Source organism: Rothia sp. HMSC061D12 (assembly GCF_001836735.1).
Classification (GTDB): Bacteria; Actinomycetota; Actinomycetes; order Actinomycetales; family Micrococcaceae; genus Rothia.
In genome coordinates, this window is sequence record NZ_KV830305.1 from 900221 (window position 1) to 920451 (window position 20231).

A 20231-nucleotide genomic window follows, 5' to 3' on the forward strand; every position below is an offset into this window, starting at 1 on the left:
ACGGTTGGGAGATCGTGGAGATGCGGGGAATCGAACCCCGGTCCGATGTGGCGTCAACGGGGCTTCTCCGTGCGCAGTTTATGCGAACGCTACTTTTCGGCTCCGGTACTTGCATAAACACATATACCGACGAACCTAGTCACGTAAAAGTCCCGCTAACCCCCGCAACAAGGGCTAGCAGCAGTGGCCTTTTAAGTCGATGCCGGTAACTGAGCCAAAGGCATGCTCAGGCCGACAGACGGCAACTCGCGCTTAGGCAGCGAGTGCGAAGTCAGTGCGCTTAGATTCTGCACTTAATTTTTTGCAGAGGGCGTTAACGAGATAACCCTGCATCCTCGGCACGCTTCACCCATCTCAACTCACATCGTCGAAACCGATCATCCCCCTATGCTTTTATCAAAAAGCCCACCGTCCTCTGAAAGTTTTCCTCAGCGTACCTAGACGCTGCGGTGCCATTCAAACACGGTAGAGATTCAGTATATCTGAGATGTTTAACGGCGTGCAAGTCCCCCCCTACCCCACACACGCGGCACGCTCACTGACAGAGAACACCAGGACAGAGAACACCAGCTAAGAACAGACGCAGAGGATACAGCGAGCGCGCCTCCAGCACACACCCGGATCAACGGCGGGCGCAGAAAATCACGGGCACAGCAAACGGGGTGCGGCTCCCCAGATCATCTGGGAGCCCCACCCCGTTCGCGTACCGCACTGGGTAGCCAAAATTAGGCAGTCAAAATTAGGCGGTCAAACCTTAGCGGTGAGCCGGAACAGTCATGCGGTTGTTCGGGTTGTCACCAATCTGGCAGACCACGTTACCGTGACCGTCCTCGGTACCAACCTCAAGGCATTTCTCAGTGGTCTGATAGAAAGAAATGAATACGAAAAGCATACAAATCGAAATCAGGACAGACACCGCACCGGTGATAATACCGGTCAGTGCGAATGCCTTACCCGCGCCAACTTCCTTAGTCTTCTTCAGGGACAGGGCGCCCAGAATAATCGCAGCGATACCCAGCAGGGCACCGAACACGAAGAAACCGGTCAGCACAGCCGCAATACCGAGAATCATCGCCGCCAGCGCCATGCCGGGAGCCTTCTTCGTCACGGGAGCCGCATACGGGTAACCCGCGGGCTGACCGTAACCGTAAGCGTCCTGCTGAGGCTGCTGCTGGTATGAGTTCTGCTGGTAGTTGTAGTCAGCGGGCTGCGCCTGGTAGGAGGCGTCCTGGCCGTAACCGTACTGGTTCTGCTGAGCGGGCTGCGCCTGGTAGGAGGCGTCCTGACCGTAGCCGTACTGCTGCTGGCCGTAGGTGTTCTGAGCCGAAGCACCCTGGGCAGAGGTACCCTGAGCAGCGTTCTGGCCGTAAGCATTCTGCGAAGAAGGCTGCGCACCGAACTGACCGTACTGGTTCTGCTGGGTCGAGTTCTGCGGAGTAGCGTTCTGCTGCTGCGCCTGGCCGTAGGTGTTCTGAGCGGATGCGCTCTGACCGTAATCCTGGCCGTAGGTGTTCTGTGCCGAAGGAGCCTGGCCATAATCCTGACCGTACGAGCTCTGGGCGGAAGAATTAGGCTGCTGAGCAGCGTAGGGGTTCTGTGCGTTCCCCTGGTTGTTTCCGTAGTTATTCTCAGACATCCGTCGTTCTTTCCTTCACAGTTGCAGCGAACAATTTATACTCGCCCAACGCACCATTGCGCGCTGAGTTCGGTTCCATTATATAAATAAGCCGTCATTGGGGTCACCTATGAAGTCCAAGATTCCAGAATCATCCCCCAGAATCCACCAATCGGGCAGATTCAGCGCAGAAAAAGAGCAAGGGACCGAATAGTTCAACACTATTCGGTCCCTCAAGCTTCAAAGACTCAATGCGATTTAACGGCGGTACATCTTGTACTCATCGGGGCTCATCGTCATGGTTTCACCGTGAATGGTGCACACGTAGTTGCCGTTCGAATCCTGCACGGCCTTCTCAGCGCAGTCGCCGAGCATGCCAATGCCAATCAAGCCCAGAATCAGCACAACAACAGCAACAATCATGCCCAGCGCACCGGTGACAATACCACCAATCGCCATGCCCTTACCGGAGGCAGTGCCGTTCTTCACCTTCACCAGGGCAACAATACCCAGAATCACGCCAACCAGACCCAGCACGCCACCGAAAATCAGCCAGCCAGACAGCAGACCAATAACACCCAGGATCAGCGAAGCAATCGCCAGAGCCGAGCTCGGGGTCGGCTGGTAGCCGGGGTAGCCGCCCTGCATGTTGTATGCCGGTGCCTGCTGCGGTGCGGGGATGAACTCGCCCGGGTTCTGCTGGTAGTTCGGGTTCTCAGACATGTGTCTCCTCAAAAACGTATGGTGCTCGCGGTACACCGCGAATTTTCAACCATTATACGCGAGGAACCGCGCCTAGACCCTACCGGCAAGTTCCTGAGCAGCCGTGCACCCCGGCCGTTGCCTCAGCCCTAGCCGAGGTTGCGGTAACGCATCGCGCGGCGCGCCTCCAGGTCATCCTGACGCTCACGCAAAGCCTGACGCTTATCGTACTCACGCTTACCGGTCGCCAAAGCAATCTCAACCTTCGCACGACCATTCGAGAAGTACAGCTTCAACGGAACCACCGTGTAACCGGTCTCCTTCAGCTTCTGCGCCAACTTATTAATCTCAGAACGATGCAGCAGCAGCTTACGGCGACGACGAGCCGCATGGTTCGTCCACGTACCGTAACCATACTCCGCAATATGAATACCCTCGAGCCACATCTCGTTATCGGTCACCTGGCAGAAACCATCCACAATGGACGCCCCACCATCACGCAGAGACTTCACCTCAGTACCCAGCAGAACAATGCCCGCCTCATAGGTATCCACAATGTTGTAGTTGTGGCGAGCCTTCTTATTCTGGGCAATAATCGCGTTATTCGGGTCCTTCTTCGCGTCTTTCTTCTTTTTCTGAGCCATCACTCAATCCTTATACGTCTTAGCTCTCTTCAGCCGCGCGCCCCGAAGCACGCCAGCGAATACCAGCATCAATAAAGGCGTTCAAACCGCCATCCAAAACATTAGAGGTATTACCCTCCTCATAGCCGGTACGCAGATCCTTCACCATCTGGTACGGATGCAGAACATAGGAGCGCATCTGATCACCCCAGCTTGCCTTAATATCACCGGCAAGCTCCTTCTTCTTCGCGTCCTCCTGCTCCTTACGCAACAGCAACAGGCGAGACTGCAGCACACGCAAAGCCGCCGCACGGTTCTGCAACTGCGACTTCTCATTCTGCATCGACACCACAATACCGGTCGGCAAGTGAGTCATACGCACCGCCGAATCCGTCGTATTCACCGACTGACCACCCGGGCCCGAGGAGCGGAACACATCCACCTTAATCTCAGACTCGGGAATCTCAATAGCGTCCGTCTGCTCAATTAGAGGAATTACCTCGACCGCCGCGAACGAGGTCTGGCGGCGGCCCTGATTATCGAACGGCGAAATACGCACCAGGCGGTGAGTACCCGCCTCCACCGACAGGCGGCCAAAAGCGTACGGTGCGTTCACTTCGAAGGTCACCGACTTCAGGCCCGCCTCCTCAGCGTAGGAGGTGTCCAGAACCTTCGTCGGGTAGCCGTTCTTCTCCGCCCAACGCAGGTACATGCGCAGCAGCATCTCCGCGAAATCAGCAGCATCCACGCCACCGGCGCCCGAACGGATCGTCACCACAGCCTCACGCTGATCGTACTCACCCGACAGCAGCACCAGCACCTCAAGCTCCTCCAGCTTGGCGCGGATCTCACCGCACTCACGCTCAGCATCAGCGAGCAGCTCGGCGGCAGTTTCCTCATCCTCCGCTTCGGCAAGCTCCACCATCACCTCAACATCATCAATGCGAGAAGACAGCGAACGCAGACGATTCAGCTCCGACTGCTTATACGACAGGGCGCTCGTCACCTTCTGCGCGTTCTCCACGTCATCCCACAAATCGGGTGCGGCAGCCTGCGCAGACAGGTCTTCAATGGCGCGCTCAATCCCCTCAATATCGCTCACAGCAGCAATAGAGGTGAAAATCGCGCGAAGCTCTTTAATCTCAGCAGAAAAGTCGAAGGATGCCATAGCCTTTAACACTATCGCGAAAATGCCAGAAAGTCCCGCCGTTACAGCCCGCAACAGCCCACAGCGCAGAAGGATGATGCAGGCAGAGGGCAGAAGACGCCCAACGAAGACATTAAAAGGGCATAAAACGAGGGCGCATCCGCTAGCCGTTACACTACCTTGCGGATGCACCCTCGCAGTCTATGGGGCTCACAGCGCCTCTAGTCGTTGGACGGGCCCTGGCTCGTCTTCAAACGCGACGAGCCGTGAGCGGTCACCTCAATACCATCAGGCACCAGAATCGACAGCAGCGGCGGACGAATACGAGCCGACAGGTACACGTGCACACTGTGATCAGAATCCACGGACACGTTCTCCAGGCGCAACGCCTGAAAATCCTGCCCCGGCTGAACCTCAGCCAGGTACGCGCTCGCATACTCCCACGCCGCCGAACCACTCGCCTCCTCCGGAGTGCGGATCGTGCGGGTAATCGAGTTCGCCTGAGCGTCTGCCATATCCTGCAGGTGCTGAGTCTGCAGATACGCGCCGGTAATCGCCACCGTCACCGAGCCAATGAGCAGAAGCAACGCCAGCATGCCCACAATCAGCGGGGCAATACTGCCCTCTTCCGGGTCTGAGGCGAGGCGGTCAGAGGCGAGCGCCCGGCTCTGCACGCGGGCACGAACGTGGGCGTAGCGCTCCCGTACAGCCGAGAACAGGTGAGCGGGCGAACCATTAGGATTCAGCATGACCAGACCCCCAACTCGTCGCGTGAGAACTCACCGGAATCACGCCGCCACCCATAAACGAAGGCAGCAGCGGCAGGCGCGCCTGAACCGTCACCGTGGCGTACGCCTTCGTACCCGAGACGCACTCCCCCGACGAACAGCTCAACGACACGCTCACATCGGACGGGTCTACCCCGTAATCCGCTGCGGCATGCGCCGCCAGACGCTGAGCCAAATCCGGGCCCACCGACGAATCCTGCGGCTGCTCCTGCACATACAGCACCACCTGGGCGCTCGCCGCATGAGCCGCCATCACCGAAGACTGCAGGCTAAAAATCGTCAGAATGCCGTAGAGCACCGGAATGAGCAGCGTAATACCCAAGCCCAGGAACTCCACAATGGCGCTACCCTCTTCAGAGCCGTGTTGTTCAGAAAGAGGTAGGTCAGCAAGAGACCGATCAGAACGATTCTTCAAGCGAGCCTTCACCCGCTGCCGAAGCGAAAAGCCACTAATCACCGGAACGATGCTCCGCATAAATCGCATGCCCCTTCACCTCAATAGAATCCGGAAAACCCCACGGACCCAGCACCGGCAACGGAGACTTCACCGTCACCTCCAAAGTGCGCACGCCCGTAGAATCACTACTCTGACGGTACGAAATGTTCTCAGCGTACGAGGACGGGAGAACCCCCTCAATCATCTGACGGGTACGCTCCATGCCCTCCTGCGGGGTGCGGTCACGCATCGTACCGTAACGTGCCCCAGCCGCCGCAGCATCCACCAACATGGTTCGTGCATACAGAGCGAAAGAAACCTGCAGAATCGCCATGGTCAGCAACACCAGCAGGGCACCGACCATGACGAACTCCGTGCTGGCATCACCGCGCTCGCTATCCTCCACAGAATGTTCCGCGGAGGATAGCTCAGCGGCAGTCAGCTCAGAAGCGATGCGGGGCTTACGCATCACTGGTGAACCAGAGCGATTGCGTCGTTGAACATCTTGGTCAGAGCGGGCTGAGCAATCGCCAGGATAGCTGCAACCAGCACGGCGCTCATCATGGTGATCATGACCCAGCCGGGCACGTCGCCGCGCTCGGGGTCGTCCTGCTTGTTCTTCAGGCGCAGAGCCAGCACGGATGCGATAGCCAGGGCGATCAGCACGGTCAGGGTGGTGCGGAAACGACGGAACATGATTTTCTCCTTCAATCAAAGGGTGTAGTGTGTGGTTGGTGCGGCGCGCCGGGCAATCAGCCCAGCCCACCGCGGTGCAGCCGGTACGGTGTGTACCCGCCGCAAAATCTAAAAGTTCAAACGCATGAGCGACAAGCCCGGGAAGACCGCAAAAATCACCGTCAGCGGCAGGATAAAAAACACCACCGGGGCGAGCATCGCAATCTCCTTCTTACCGGCTGTTTCCATCAGCTCACGCTTAGCGTTATCGCGCACATCCTGAGCCTGCGCACGCAACACATCAGCCAGAGGGGTACCGCGCTCAATCGCAACAGCAATACCCTCAACGAAGCGGCTCAACGCCGGAACGCGAGTACGCTCCGCAAACTCCTGCAGCGCGCTCAGCAGCGAAACACCGGTGCGGGTCTGCGCCAAAATCTCAGAAAACTCACGAGCCAACTCGCCGCGAGAGGTCAAACAGATACGCTCCAGGGCCGCCAGCGCCGACTCGCCCGCTGTCACCGACAGAGCCATCATCTCCGCCAGCGCCGGGAACTCAGCAACCAGCTGCTTCTCACGCTTAGTCACCGCCTCACCCAGCCACCAGTCACGCGCCAAAAAGCCGCTCAAACCGCTCACCAGCACCAGCACAAGAGCCACCAGGATGGAGAAACGCTCCTGCACCACGCCAATCACGGTCAAAGCACTCATGACGGTCACACCGGCAAGAGCCCACAGCAGCTGCTCAGCACGAAACGCACTCACACTCTGCGAAGAACCCGCACGGCGCAGACGCTCCTGCACCGAACTATCACTCAGCGACGAACCGCTCAACGATGAGGACAGCGAACGCAACAGCGGCGCGCAGAACGCCGAAATCGCCTCCAACAGGCTCGGCTCACGGCGCTCCTGCTCCTTCAACAGCGACTCACGCAAAGTCTCACCGCGCAGCTGCGATGCCACACGATCAGAGAACGAAATACTGCGAGTATTCAGCACCGATGAGAGAATCAGACCCACGCCGGTCGCCAGCAGCAGACCAAAAATCAGAGGCAGATTCATCCGAAAACCCTCCGTTCACGCGGCAACTCACCAATACGCAGCATCAGACGGTACGCCGCCAAAGAAATAGCGGCACCGGCAATCATCAGCATCGCACCGGCAAACGAGTTATACACCATGCGCGCGGCAGGCTGAGTCGCCATCAGGCACAACACAAACCAGGGCGCCACGCAGGAAAGGCGAGCCGCATTCACAGTCCACGACTGACGCGCCAGAAGCTCCGAACGGGTACGCGCATTCTCACGCAGAAAATCACTCAGCGTACCCAGCAGCTTACCCAGGTCCGAACCACCCACCTCGCGGGCAATTTTCAACGCCTCAATAATGGTGTCCGCCACCGGGTCAGAAAGGTACTCCTTCAAACGGTTCAGCGAGGGCACGAACTCACCCGACGCGCGGTAATCACGAGAGAAATGAGCGAAAGCATCACGCAGCTCTTCCGGGCCGCGGTAGGAGAGCTGAATCAGCGCCTCCGGCAGGGACAGGCCCGCACGAATCGCAGAACGCAGGTGGTCCACCGCATCCGGCCACAACTGCCAAATGCGGGCATCCGCCGCGCGGGCACGATGATTCACGACCACGCGGGGCGCCACAAAACCGCCAATCAGGCCCAGCAGACCCAACGGCAGTAGCTGAGTGACCATCAGCAACAGCACCGAGGCAGTCACACCGCTGGCGACGCTCACCCACATGAACGTGCGAGGCGTCAACGAATGCATGCCCGCCTTACGAAGAGCAATTACCAGCGCCGGGTCATTACTCGGCTTCGGCGGCTTGCCGTTATCAGGAAAGCAGGAGAGGTAAATCAGGCAGACGCCCAACCCCAAAATCAGGCTCAGAAACAGAGGCATTACTGACCCGCCTTCGCCGCAGCCAGCACCTGCTCGGGACGGTGACCGGCACGAACCCAACGATCCGGGTTCGGCAGCTCCAACGCCACGCACACCATCCGGCCATCACGGCGCACAAACAGCGGGGACATCTCAATCACGCCGTCCTCAACGCGGCCACCCAGCATGCTGATCTCTTCGACCTGACGCTGACCGCGCGAATCGCGGCCGCAATGCACCACAATGTCAAAGCAGGACGCCACGGTCGGCACCACGAACGCCGAGGAAATATTCTCGCCAGCCAGCAGCGGCAGGGTACAAATCTTGGTTACCGCATCACGCGCCGAGTTCGCGTGAATCGTGCACATACCCGGCAGACCCGCGTTGAGCGCAATGAGCATATCCAGGGACTCCGCCTCACGCACCTCACCAATGAGGATGCGGTCCGGGCGCATACGCAGAGCCTCCTTGACCAGGCGGCGTAGCTCAATCGCGCCGGTGCCCTCAAGGTTCGGCTGGCGGCACTGCAGACCCACCACATCGCGTAGCGGAACCGCGAGCTCAAAAATTTCTTCGCACGTAATCACGCGCTCACGCGGAGGAATGGATGCCGACAGGCAGTTCAGCATCGTGGTCTTACCCGCCTGGGTTGCGCCCGAGACGAGGATGTTCATGCCGCTCTCCACCGCAGCGTGCAGCAGAGACGCCGCGCCGGCGCTCAGCGAGTTCATGCGCACCAGGTCGGGCAGACGGCGGGCACGCACCACGAACTTACGGATGTTAATGCTCGTATGCTTGCGGGTAATATCCGGAATCACCGCGTGCAGTCGGGAACCGTCCGGCAGGGACGCGTCAACGAACGGGGAGGAAAGATCCACGCGACGACCCGAAGGCTTGAGCATACGCTCCAGCAGGCTATTGATCGCCTCGGCACTCAGGTGCAGGCCGGTCAGCTCGCTCTCGCCATTGCGGGCGATAAAGATTTCGTCGGGAGAGTTGATCCAGATTTCTTCAACGCTCTCATCGTCCAGGAACGGCTGAATCACGCCGAAGCCGCAGATTTCATCGTGCAGGCGCTGGGCCACGGAGTCACGGTCACCCAAATCGGGCAGGGAGATGCGGGTGCGTCGCTGTTCATAATCGTTCAGGTGCTCGTCAATGAGCCCGCGAACGGCGTGCTGGTCCTCATGCGGGTCCAGGCTACGGTGGCGCATTGCCTCACGGATATTTTCCTCGAGCAGAGTAAGATGCTCCGCCCGGGTATCCAGTACGGTGTTCTCCATTGAAATGATCCGATGCTGTGTGTGGTGTGGTTGTGTGGAATACGGTGAAGCATTGATACATCAATGCCACCATCACCCTAGCGTCAAAGCATCAAATTTATCAAAATGTAATAAAACGCCCCTTAATATTTACGAGTATAGTATTTGAGTATTTTTGGTGCGTGGAACTGCATACATCGTTACCTAACGTGCATTAAAATTCAAAAACACCTAGTCAGCTGTGACTCACAGAACAGCCGCCCGCGCACCCCTCGAACCCCTCACCGCTGACCGCAGCTATATTGCACTCGGTGCACGCGTAACATTTCGTCTTAAAACACCCGCAGCCGCCATTTTGCAGCATCGCAGCCCCTCCCGAAGCAACAACATTCGGGCACAGTAAAGGGGCGTGCACTCCCCCATCGGGAATACACGCCCCATCACAAGCAATCATCTAGCGGTTAGTCACCGCCGCGAATCACCTTCACGGCTTCCTTAATCGGACCGTCAAAACGCAGGTTACCGTGCTCCAGCACCACGCCGCGGTCACAAATCTTAGAAACCAAATCCAGGTCGTGGCTCACCACGGCAAGAGTCTTACCGGCAGAGCACAGCTCCTGAATCTTCGCAATACACTTCTTCTGGAACGGCTCATCGCCCACCGCAAGGATCTCATCCACCAGGAAGATATCCGGGTTCGTGTGAACCGCAACCGAGAACGCCAGGCGCAGGTACATACCCGAAGAGTAGAACTTCACCTCGGTATCGATAAAGTCGTGAATCTCAGCGAAATCCACAATCGAATCGAAGGAAGCCTCAATCTCTTCCTTGGTCATACCCAAGATAGCGCCGTTGAGGTACACGTTATCGCGGCCAGTCAGATCCGGGTGGAAACCCGCGCCCACCTCAATCAGACCCGCAATATTGCCGCGAGTAAGAACCTCACCCTCATCAGCGCGCATCACGCCAGAAATCATCTTCAGCAGCGTGGACTTACCCGAGCCATTCAGACCCAGAAGAGCCACACGCTCGCCCTGACGAATATCCAGGCTCACGCCGTTGAGCGCATTGAACTTCTCCGAAAGATCACCCTTGCGGCCCTTAATCAGCCACACAAAAGCTTCCTTCATCGAACGGGTGTGGCGCAGAACGAAGCGCTTCACCAAATTCTCCACGTGAATCACCACGGGAGCGTCCGGGCTCACCGGCGGGAACTCAAGCTTCTTAATATCCACAGAATCAGAGCTCCTGGGCGAAGTTGCCCTCAAACTTACGGAAGAGCAAATCACCAATCAAAACGGTCAGCAGAGAAATACCAATGGCAATCGGAGTCCAGAAGCTGAAGAGATGCGGAACCACCTGCGAAGCAGGAAGCGCCAAATCCTCAGGACGGAGCGTCGGATGCCAGAAGCCATAGTGGAACAGCTCCACCGCAACGGTCAGCGGGTTAATCATGAACACGTTGAACACCCACGGGTACAGGGTGTCACGCACCATGGTCCAGGAGTACAGCACCGGCGAGAACCAGGTAGCCACCATCAGCAGCATGTCCACGATGTTCTCCGAATCTCGGAAGAACACGTTAGCCACACCGAAAATCAGACCCAGACCATAGGACAGCAGCATCACGATGAGCATGCCCGCCAGAATCGACTCAAAAGCCAACAAGGACGGATGCCAGCCCACCGCAAAGCACGCCAGGAGCATGACCACAATCTGCGGCACAAAATGCACCAGAGCCACCCACACCGTAGACAGCGAGAACAGCTCACGCGGCAGGTAAATCTTGCGAATCAGAGCACTGTTAACCACCATGGCGCGAGCACCATTGCCGAACCCCTCCGAGAAGAAGTTAATAGCAATCATGCCCGAGAAAAGATACACAGCGTAGTTGTGCATACCGCGTTCCAGGCCAAGGAAAAGACCCATGGCAATGTAGAACACCAGGAACTGCACACCCGGCTTAATGTAGGACCACAGAATACCCAGCACCGAGCCGCGGTAGCGGACCTGGATTTCCTTATCGACCAGAAGTCGAAGCAGGTAGCGATTCTTCATCGCATCCAGAATGCCGCGGCCGCGACCAGGCGCCTTCAGGGGAACAGACTTCAGATCGCTCATCGGGTCAGCTCAGAATCCGTATGCTCAGCGAAGGTCTTAGCCCACGCATCGTAGGACGCAACCTCAGCAGCCTTCGAACGGTACTGCTCACGCAGCTTCTCCCAGCCGGTCACCAGCTGGACGTGCAGCTTAGCAGCCTGTGCCAGCTTCGACTTCAGCTGCTCAGGATCGCGGCGGTACCAGAACAGGCCGGTACCCTCAGCGTTAGTCGCCAGAGCCGAATCGAACTTCGACAGGGTCCACCAGTTAGTCTCACCGTAGTTCAGCTGAATCTGCGGGTGAGCCTTCGCCTCTTCGCTCACCGGCTTGAACAGCTGACGAGCAACAGTCTTCGCGGTCCAGGAAGCAAGCTTCTTGTAACCGGGGGACGCGAAGGAACGGCGGCCACGGAACGGAGGCTTCTTCGTCTGAATAGCCGGGAAGTCATCCACGTTCGGCTTCACCTGAGACTCTGGGTATTCCTTAGCCATCGCACGAATCACCGGCAGACGCTGCGAGAGCGAGGGGTGCAGGTGCTCGGGGCCGGAGAGCAGATCCTCCAGCGCCATCAGGCGGCCAGCCTCGGTGTAGTACTGCATGGACAGGGTGTGCTTGACATCCAAGAACAGGGACTCCAGCAGCACGCGGCCACCCTTATCGAAGGGCGAGTGCAGCAGTGCGGTAATGAGGCGGTTGCGCTCGTGGTAGTACGCCTGCCAGCCGACGGAGTCGTCCTTATCGGTCCAGGAAACGTGCCACACGCCCGCGCCGGGGAAGGACACGGTAGCGAAGCCTGCAGCCTTAGCACGCAGACCGTACTCAGCGTCATCCCACTTCAGGAACAGGGGCAGGGACAGACCGATTTCCTTGATGACGGCGGTCGGGATGAGGCACATCCACCAGCCGTTGTAGTCCACGTCCACGCGGCGGTGCAGCCACGGGGTGTTACGCAGGTTGTGGTGGCCCAGGTTGTGGCCCATCGCCATGTCTTCGTGCGGCTTAGCGTAGAAGTTACGCCACGGGTCAACAACCTCACCGAACGCGTGCAGGACCGAGCGGTCGAACATGTCGAACATGTGCGCACCCACGATGGTGGGTTCCTTGCAGTAGTTCGCGAAGGTCACCATACGCAGAATCGATTCAGGCTCCACGATGACGTCGTCATCGAGCAGCAGCACGTAATCGGAGCCGTTGTTGACAGCCTCGAACATGCCGCGCGAGAAGCCACCGGAACCGCCCAGGTTGCCCTGGTTGATAATGCGGAACTTACCGGAGAGGGGCTTGACGACCTCTTCGAAATCCTCGTGATCCTGCACCTTCTGGGTGCCCTGATCCACAATCAGGAACTCGTGCACAGCTTCGAAAATCTCGGGGCTCTCACCCAGAGCACGAATGTTGTTAATGCAGTACTCCACCTTGTTCATGGTGGTAATCTGCACGGTCGCCTGACCAGCCTTCACGTCTGCACGGGGCTCAATGTCGCCCAGCCAGTTCGCTTCAATCAGCTCAAGGTCGCCGGTGCCAGCCAGGTCGAACCAGTACCAGCCGCCGTCACCGAACGGCGCCAGGGGCAGGGTGAAGGTGTTGGTCTCCTCGCCGGAGAGCAGCTTCGCATCCACGCGCTGAATCACGCCACGGCCGTTGGACTTGTACACAATGACCATGCCCTCGCCGCGAGTCTGAACGCTCAGAACGACCTTCTGCAGGTCAGTCCAGCGGCGCCAGTACGAGGCGGGGAACGCATTGAAGTACGTGCCGAAAGACAGGCTCTGGCCCGCGTTCACGGTGATGGAGCGGCGGCTGTTCAGGCTGTTCGCGGCATCACGGTTCGCGCTGGCGCTCGACACAGACTGACCGGAGGTGTTCATCGCCTCCGCAATGGAGGTGGAAGCGTCGCCATCAATACGGGTGGGCAACTGAACGCCGGTTGCGACACTCGCGTCCACGTACAGGGGCACGACGTCAGTCTCAACCGCGCTCGGGAAAATAACCCGCTGCAGGTTCTTCAAAGTCTTATCAGCCATGGTTATGCGTCAACACCACCGGACTCGATCTTCGCACCGTTAGCGAAGTGCGGGCGGATCTTGTTGTCGAACATGGACAGTGCAGCGCCGATAGCCATGTGCATATCCAGGTACTTGTAGGTACCCAGGCGGCCACCGAACAGCACGTTGTTCTCGCCCTTAGCCAGGTCGCGGTACGCCAGCAGCTTCTCACGGTCCACGGAGGTGTTAACCGGGTAGTACGGCTCGTCGCCCTTGTTCGCAAAGCGAGAGTACTCGCGCATGATGACGGTTGCGTCCTTGGTGTAATCACGCTCGGGGTGGAAGTGACGGAACTCGTGGATGCGGGTGAAGGGAACATCAGCATCCGGGTAGTTCATCACGGAGCAGCCCTGGAAGTCCTCAATCGGCAGAACTTCTTCTTCCAGGTCGATGGTACGCCAGGACAGGTCGCCCTCAGCGTAGTCGAAGTAGCGGTCAACCGGACCGGTGTAGACCACGGGAATCTGACCCAGAACGTTCTCGCGAGAGTACTGGTGACCGGGCTCGAAGAAGTCAGTGTTCAGGTGCACCTCAATGTTCGGGTGCGCCGCCATGCGCTCCAGCCATGCTGCGTAGCCGTCAACGGGCAGACCCTCGTACTTGTCGTTGAAGTAGCGGTTGTCGTAGTTGTAGCGAACCGGCAGGCGGGAAATGATGGATGCGGGCAGCTCTTCCGGCGGGGTCTGCCACTGCTTAGCGGTGTAGTGCTTGATGAACGCCTCGTACAGGGGGCGGCCAATCAGGGAGATACCCTTATCGTTCAGGTTCTGCGGGTCGGTACCAGCCAGCTCGCCAGCCTGCTCAGCGATAAGCGCCTTTGCCTCTGCGGGAGAGTAAGCTGCGTTGAAGAACTGGTTGATGGTACCCAGGTTAATCGGCATGGGATACACGATGCCGTTGTGGCGGGTGTACACGCGGTGTACGTAGTTGGTGAACTCGGTGAAACGGTTCACGTACTCCCAGACACGCTCATTGGAGGTGTGGAACAGGTGCGCACCGTAGCGGTGCACCTCAATACCGGTCTGCTTCTCCTTCTCGCTGTATGCGTTACCACCGATGTGGGAACGGCGGTCCAGCAGGGCAACCTTCAGGCCCAGCTCAGTGGCAGCCTGTTCTGCGATGGTCAGACCAAAGAGGCCCGAACCGACTACTACGAGGTCAGCGGTCAATGTTTTCTCCTGTATTATCACGGCGCACCGCCGCTTCTGCGAGGGCGGTATTCACCTACCAGATTGGACACATCCGAGTGTTCTCAGTCGCGCCGCAATCCGCACGGGTGGGCGCAAAAAGCCCCTCCCGTGATGGATATAGTCATAATCTAAGATACCCGTTTATCATGCCTCACGCATACTTATGACGTGTTTTTAGTGGCTTTTGGACTATTGTTCGCGCGCTCTTTCTCAGGGTGAATATTCTTCACGAACCCCGAGGTCAAGCGGGTCTGCGGGGGCTCATTTTTCTGTGGATTTTGTTGTTCCACCGGGGGTGAAGAATGTTGGTTTACGGGTAAATATTCATTGTGGTTAGCTATCGCGATTTTGCCGTGCCACCAAACAATCGATGGGGCGAGATCATGAAATACCTCGGGTGTTACGGTCCCACGCGGGCATCGATGAGGATGCGCGAGTGGACTTAACGTAGATGACCCAGTGGGCGTGGTGCGGGGCTTTTTGAGCGGTAATCCGGGCAGTATTTCGGCGGGTTATCCACAGTTTTTTGAAAAACAGAGCGAAAAATTCAAAAAATACGAACATTTTAGGTTATAAATAGCCTATTTATTGAACTTTGATGCTTTTTAATGTTTTCTGAGGGTGTGACTCTCTTCTTTCTCGACCACCACAACACCACCGACGCGCTCCCCTACCCCCGCGTCATCCGCCTCGACGGTGAGGCGGCACCCCACGGGGTACAGCTTCAGCCGGCACACGCGGGCGACGATTCCTCCCTGGAACAGGCACTCAACCAGGCTCTACAGCACTCTGAAACCGGTGCGCCCCTCACCGCGAAGGACACCCCGTTTCAGCTATTCCCCCTGCGCGAGGGCGCCGAACTGGAGACCCCGCAGAACACTTCTGAAAATGGTGCCTCTGAACGAATTGCGCCCGAATGTAATATTCTCGGCGGCAACGTTCCAAAGGGATTTCAGCACCCCAACGCACCCGCTGTCAGCGTGCTGCGCATCCTGCGTGGCCCCGACGCGGGCGCGTCCTTCCCCATCAGCCGCGGCCGCACCAGCCTCGGCAGGGCGGCGCTAGCTCCCCGCGAAGGAGAGCAGCCGCACCATATTCACCTGCAGGATCCCTTCCTCAAGCCGGTACACGGCAGCTTCTACGCCGATAGCTCCGGCATCCGCTGGATTGAGAAGCACCCCTCCGCAAGCGAGGGTAGCGAGACAGCGAAAGACAGCGGACCGCGCATCCTGCGCTGGGACGAGCCGTTCCGGCTCGGCTCCTCGCTCTGCATGCTCACCTCCCCCACCGGTCACAGCAACCACACTGCAGAGAAGGCGAGTGCGCCCGCCGCTACCTCCGGTGAGCCCGCGCAGACGCTCGCTCCCCTGGGAGATGCCGGTAATCCGTTTGAGCCGGTGGTCGTGAACCCTCCCGCGCCGCGTAAGCTCAAGCAGATTCTGTTGAGCGTCTGCCTGCCGATTGTGGTGGGTCTAATCATTGCGTTGGTGACCGGCATGTGGTTCCTTCTGCTGATGTCTGCGGCGTCTTCGCTGCTGATGCTTCTGCATTTCTTTGGCGGTCGGGCGGAGAACCGTGCCGCATCGCAGCAAACCCGTCAGGCGGCGGCGCAGGAGAAGGAACGTGCCCTCGCCCTGGTAACCGCGGGCGACCTAGCGATTTCGGGTTCCTCTGCCCTGCATGATGCTGCCTACCCGGCGATTGTGCTCGGGTGCGGTCCCCGCCAACCCTACCTGCGTGGCCGTAACCTCCCGCTGGGCACTCTGGAGAAGCTGGATGCGCCTCACTACCTGCCGTTGCCCGCCCCGTCTCTCGGCCACTATCTGAAGTTGGAGGAGGCACATCTGCGCGCCTACCTGGTGCAGCTGGTGGCGGGTTATCCGGGTGCGGTGCACGTTCTGTTGGATCGCGCCAACAACGCTGATCAGCAGCGCACTAATAGTCTCTTGCAAACTCTGGCTGTGGTGCCGGGCGTAAGCGTGCATTGCCTGCCGGGCGCGCACCAGGAGAAGTACCTGCAGGCTCTGCAAAGTAGCCTGCAGTCGGAGCTGTCCGCATCTGTTCCGCCGCTAATTCTCATGCCGCAGCATGCGAGCGCGGTTTACGCTCCCCTGCTGACCGCCCTAACTTCTGGTGCGACTGCGGAGTCTTCGCACTCTCGTGCGTTCTCTTCCCCGCGTGAGCAGAAGATGAACGCCCCGGCGCTCTGCGTGTTGGGCAGTGCCGAGGGCGAGAATTCTGCCAATACCCCCGGTGCGCTTTTTGGTGCCTCTTGGGTTGAGTGTGCGAGCGAGGGTAGCCATCGGCAGAGCATCCGTTACCGCGCGCACGGCTATTCGGCGCCTCCGGTACAGCCTACCGAGGGTGTCTATCAGGTCCACCCGCTGGCGTGTGAGGGCCTGTGCCAGCACGCCGACGGGCTGAGCGTTAAGTCGTTCTGCGCCGCTCTTGAGAACCTGTACCGCGCCGGATGCGAGCAGGAGCAGGGCGCGCTCAACGAAGCCCAGGTGCACCAGTCGGCTCACCTGTTCTCTTCGCTTCAGCGGCAGAGCGCACAGCAGAAGAACCGCGCCGATGACATGGCGGTGGAGTCCGTTCTGCAGCGCTGGTCTGCTCAGCGTTACGCCTCCGATATTCGCTGTTACCTGGGTGTTTCTTCGGGTGGTTTGCTGAATATTGGTCTGTCTGAGCACGGCCCGCACTGGTTGCTCGGTGGCACGACCGGTGCCGGTAAGTCGCAGCTTCTGCGTTCGCTGGTGCTCAGCGCCGCCCTGCGCTACCCGCCCGAGCGCCTCGGCCTAATTCTGGTGGACTTCAAGGGCTCCGCGGGTTTGGGTCCTCTGGCTCAGCTGCCGCATGCGCTCAGCGTGTTGAGCAATTTTGATGTGTCCGCGGTGGAGCGTGCCCTCGAATTTTTGCGCGCCGATATTCACCGCCGCGAGGTGGATCTGCAAGCGCTCGGTGTGAACTCCTACCGCGACTACCTGGCGTCCTGTCAGGCGGCGGGTACGACTCCGCGCTACCCCGAACTGCTGATTGTGGTGGATGAGTTCCGCATGCTCATCGATTCCATGCCGGACGCCATGGCTGAGCTGATGCGCATCGCAACGATTGGTCGCTCGCTCGGTCTGCACCTGGTGTTGGCGACTCAGCGTCCGCAGGGCGCTATTTCGCAGGATATTCGCGCCAATATTGCCACGAGCATTTGCCTGCGCGTGGCGAGCGCCCAGGATTCCTATAACCTGCTGGAGCATGAGTCTGCGGCGTATATTTCGGCGGCGCATCCGGGCGCCGGGTACGTGCGCCTGCCGGATGGCCGTTCCCTGCCGTTCCGTGCCCCGCTGGTGGATGCGGTCCCTTCGATCAGCGATGCCCGCCCGGTGCAGGTGCTGGGTCTTGAGGAAGGCGGCTGGCGTGAGCTGACTACCGCTTCTGCCGATCAGACGTTGGGCGGCAATGAGGATGAGCTACTGATTCGTTCGGCGCAGCAGATTCGTGCGCTCTATGAACGCGAGTATTCCCCGCTGGGTGCGCAGAAGAGCGCGGCGGTTGAGGATAAGTACTGCCCGATTCCGCCGGAGCTTCCCGAAAACACCCCGCTACCCGCGCTCGAGGCGCCGGTTAGCGGACCGGTCGCGTACGGTATTGACCCGGCGGCTGCCTCTCAGGAACCTGGTGAGCCCAACACCGCCTCCGAAGGGTGCCTGCTGGGCGAGCTGGAGATTGCCCGTTACGGTGTGCGCCGCCCGATCAGCTGGTCGGGTCAGCAGACGCTGGCACTGCTGGCTCAGAGCGCCGAACGTGCCCCCATGCTGTACGGACTTTTAGCTCAGGCGTTCGCCGCCCGCACGCCGGTTGTTCTGCTGACCTCTGACGGTGCGCTCTACCGCGACCTGGAACCCTACGCCGGTGCCTTTGAGGCACTCGTGGGTGCGCAGGAACTTTCGCATCTGCGTTTCTGCCTGGAGGAGCTGCGCACCCCGAACCTGTGGGGCACCGAGGCTTCCGCCCGCCCGCTCATTGTCGTGGACGGTCTGGACAGTTGGCTGGAGGCGCTGGTCCGCCAACCCGATACGGAGAACCTGCTCTACGACCTGCTCTCGCAGGGGTGCCGTCGCGGCTATTCGGTGGTGTTCACCTCCGCGTTGAACCCGCGCGGTCGTTTTGCGGCGGCGGCGCATTCTACGCTGTTGAGCCGCCGCTTCCTGGACGCCGACTTGATGCGTTCGACGAGCAAGGACTACCCCACCCCGGCGCAGAGCCACTACTGCGTGGAGGGTGCCATTAACGAGGAGCTGATTGGGGATCAGCCGCTGAGCGCTTCGATTCTTTCGCCCTGCGTTGCGGGCTTCCAGGAGCTGGTTCAGGTTCTGCGGGGTAACGCTGCGAGCGCTTCTAGCGGTTCAGCCGCTCGCCCCGGCACTCTTCTGCGGCAGTTCCCTGAGTACTACCGCATGCCCTCGGCCGAGTACGTGACCACCGCCCACAGCGTGTGCAATCCGCAGGGCGCTAAGCTGCTGGTTGCGTTTGACCGCCGGCAGATACCGGTGTGGTTGAGCGCCCCGGCCGGCGCTGTGGTTCCGGTACAGGGTTCCCGTTCTGCGGGTAAGAGCACCCTTCTGGAAAGCATTGCTCAGCTCAACCCGATGCTGGACACCCTCGTCCTTGAGGGTTCTGGCGGCACCTCGGGTGATGGCGGAGCGTCGGGCGAGCCGCCGAGCGTGGAACGTACCCGCGCGCTCCTGGACTCGGCGAAGAACCCCGCCCAGACGCTAGTGCTCATTGACGACCTGCAGTACCTGCAGCCCGCCGTTCAGCAGTTGCTTCTGGAGCGTCGAAGCGAATTCCGCGCCATGCTGGTCGCCTACACTCCCTGGCCGAGGCGCGCCTCCTCACCCCTGCTGGCTGCGCTCATGGGATGCTCGCGTGCGCTCCTGCTCGCGCCCGCATCCCTGGCGGATGCCGACATGTGCACGGTGACCGCGCTACCGCTTGATCGATTCACGCAGGGTGAGCAGCCCGCCGGTCGCCTCGTGGTGGTGGACGGTGCCTCCGTGTGCGCGGCGCAGGTTCCCCTGGGGCTGAGCCCGGTAGCGCAGGCGGCTACGTCCGTGCCGAAGGTACCGGCAACGGTTAGGGTTTAGCAACGGTGTAGGGTTTAGTGGTTTAGCGGCGTCGGCGGCTGTACTTCTCCGCTTCTTCGCCCGATGCTTCGGTTACCGCCTCAATATAGCGGCGGCTGCTGGGCATGAGCACGAAGATGAAGGCAGCCGCCGCACCAATAACGCCCGCAATCGTGATGACCTGGCCAATGTTCAGGCCGTAGGCGCTCACGTTCATGACGAGGGTGCTTGCGGTGACCCACAGTGCGCAGAGGGTAATCAGGATCATGGGCAGGCGCGAACCGAAGCGGCCGCGGTAGAAACGCAGGCCAAAGTAGGTCATGCCCGCGGCGATGAGAACCTGGAGCACACCGCCCACAATCGCCTGAGCGGTAGACATTCCGCTGACGATAAAGGGGTAGAGGATACCGCGAATCAGGATGTACGCCGCGAAGGTTTCGGTCAGGGCGAATGCATAGATGACGTTGAACGGGCGTGACGGCACGGTGGGCTCCTCATGGGTTGTGCGGGCGGCAGACCGGGGTGTATTCGGTCCGATGTGCTGGTGCGTTAGCGGGTGGGTGCTCCCCTGCCTCGGGTTCTCCTCGGGGGCACTGCCTCGTCGTCGGTGCGGCATTTCAGGGGTAGGTACCG

The 20231-nt window shown here is 59.5% G+C and carries 17 protein-coding genes and 1 other RNA gene; 1 reads left to right on the top strand and 17 read right to left on the bottom strand.

Going from position 1 to position 20231, the window contains the following annotated elements:
- Positions 1-12 precede the first annotated feature (12 nt).
- From ssrA to glf, 16 genes are all read right to left on the bottom strand, one after another.
- Positions 13-385, bottom strand: a transfer-messenger RNA (tmRNA) gene (gene ssrA, locus HMPREF2682_RS03485).
- A 369-nt stretch (positions 386-754) separates the two neighbouring features.
- Positions 755-1636, bottom strand: coding sequence for a DUF4190 domain-containing protein (locus HMPREF2682_RS03490; protein WP_070831492.1), 882 nt, complete (start codon positions 1634-1636; stop codon positions 755-757).
- A 237-nt stretch (positions 1637-1873) separates the two neighbouring features.
- Positions 1874-2338, bottom strand: a complete 465-nt coding sequence (locus tag HMPREF2682_RS03495; RefSeq protein ID WP_049342185.1) for a DUF4190 domain-containing protein — start codon at positions 2336-2338, stop codon at positions 1874-1876.
- Between the two features lie 128 nt (positions 2339-2466).
- Positions 2467-2961, bottom strand: coding sequence for an SsrA-binding protein SmpB (gene smpB, locus HMPREF2682_RS03500; protein ID WP_005505423.1), 495 nt, complete (start codon positions 2959-2961; stop codon positions 2467-2469).
- A 19-nt stretch (positions 2962-2980) separates the two neighbouring features.
- A complete protein-coding gene (gene prfB, locus HMPREF2682_RS03505; protein WP_049327697.1) occupies positions 2981-4108 on the bottom strand; it encodes a peptide chain release factor 2 in 1128 nt (375 codons plus the stop codon).
- A gap of 200 nt (positions 4109-4308) precedes the next feature.
- The gene (locus tag HMPREF2682_RS03510) at positions 4309-4836 is read right to left on the bottom strand and encodes a pilus assembly protein TadG-related protein (RefSeq protein WP_049354297.1); all 528 of its coding nucleotides are present in this window, start codon (positions 4834-4836) and stop codon (positions 4309-4311) included.
- Positions 4823-5290, bottom strand: a complete 468-nt coding sequence (locus HMPREF2682_RS03515) for a pilus assembly protein TadE (protein WP_080974867.1) — start codon at positions 5288-5290, stop codon at positions 4823-4825. Before HMPREF2682_RS03515 ends, HMPREF2682_RS03510 begins: the two co-directional genes overlap by 14 nt.
- A 34-nt stretch (positions 5291-5324) precedes the next feature.
- Positions 5325-5780, bottom strand: a complete 456-nt coding sequence (locus HMPREF2682_RS03520; RefSeq protein WP_049354295.1) for a TadE family protein — start codon at positions 5778-5780, stop codon at positions 5325-5327.
- Positions 5780-6007 carry a hypothetical protein gene (locus HMPREF2682_RS03525; protein ID WP_005505403.1) on the bottom strand — a complete coding sequence of 76 codons (228 nt, stop codon included), beginning with the start codon at positions 6005-6007 and terminating at the stop codon, positions 5780-5782. The genes HMPREF2682_RS03520 and HMPREF2682_RS03525 overlap by 1 nt, the downstream gene beginning before the upstream one ends.
- A 108-nt stretch (positions 6008-6115) precedes the next feature.
- Complete coding sequence (locus HMPREF2682_RS03530) at positions 6116-7048, bottom strand: type II secretion system F family protein (RefSeq protein ID WP_049345773.1); 933 nt, start codon at positions 7046-7048, stop codon at positions 6116-6118.
- Positions 7045-7899, bottom strand: coding sequence for a type II secretion system F family protein (locus tag HMPREF2682_RS03535; RefSeq protein ID WP_049354294.1), 855 nt, complete (start codon positions 7897-7899; stop codon positions 7045-7047). Before HMPREF2682_RS03535 ends, HMPREF2682_RS03530 begins: the two co-directional genes overlap by 4 nt.
- The gene (locus HMPREF2682_RS03540) at positions 7899-9161 is read right to left on the bottom strand and encodes a TadA family conjugal transfer-associated ATPase (protein WP_070831495.1); all 1263 of its coding nucleotides are present in this window, start codon (positions 9159-9161) and stop codon (positions 7899-7901) included. The genes HMPREF2682_RS03535 and HMPREF2682_RS03540 overlap by 1 nt, the downstream gene beginning before the upstream one ends.
- Positions 9162-9601: 440 nt before the next feature.
- Positions 9602-10375: an ABC transporter ATP-binding protein gene (locus HMPREF2682_RS03545; protein WP_049337844.1), complete on the bottom strand. Its 774-nt coding sequence runs from the start codon at positions 10373-10375 to the stop codon at positions 9602-9604.
- Between the two features lie 4 nt (positions 10376-10379).
- The gene (locus HMPREF2682_RS03550; protein ID WP_005505397.1) at positions 10380-11261 is read right to left on the bottom strand and encodes an ABC transporter permease; all 882 of its coding nucleotides are present in this window, start codon (positions 11259-11261) and stop codon (positions 10380-10382) included.
- On the bottom strand, positions 11258-13264 hold the full coding sequence (locus tag HMPREF2682_RS03555) for a glycosyltransferase (protein ID WP_070831498.1): 2007 nt from the start codon (positions 13262-13264) through the stop codon (positions 11258-11260). The genes HMPREF2682_RS03550 and HMPREF2682_RS03555 overlap by 4 nt, the downstream gene beginning before the upstream one ends.
- A 2-nt stretch (positions 13265-13266) precedes the next feature.
- Complete coding sequence (gene glf / locus HMPREF2682_RS03560; protein ID WP_005508581.1) at positions 13267-14454, bottom strand: UDP-galactopyranose mutase; 1188 nt, start codon at positions 14452-14454, stop codon at positions 13267-13269.
- Between the two features lie 644 nt (positions 14455-15098).
- Here glf and HMPREF2682_RS03565 point away from each other — a divergent pair.
- Positions 15099-19619 carry an FtsK/SpoIIIE domain-containing protein gene (locus HMPREF2682_RS03565; RefSeq protein WP_246827243.1) on the top strand — a complete coding sequence of 1507 codons (4521 nt, stop codon included), beginning with the start codon at positions 15099-15101 and terminating at the stop codon, positions 19617-19619.
- Between the two features lie 22 nt (positions 19620-19641).
- On the opposite strand, the gene HMPREF2682_RS03570 is transcribed toward HMPREF2682_RS03565, so the two are convergent.
- Positions 19642-20082 carry a hypothetical protein gene (locus HMPREF2682_RS03570; RefSeq protein ID WP_049337847.1) on the bottom strand — a complete coding sequence of 147 codons (441 nt, stop codon included), beginning with the start codon at positions 20080-20082 and terminating at the stop codon, positions 19642-19644.
- Between the last annotated feature and the right edge of the window lie 149 nt (positions 20083-20231).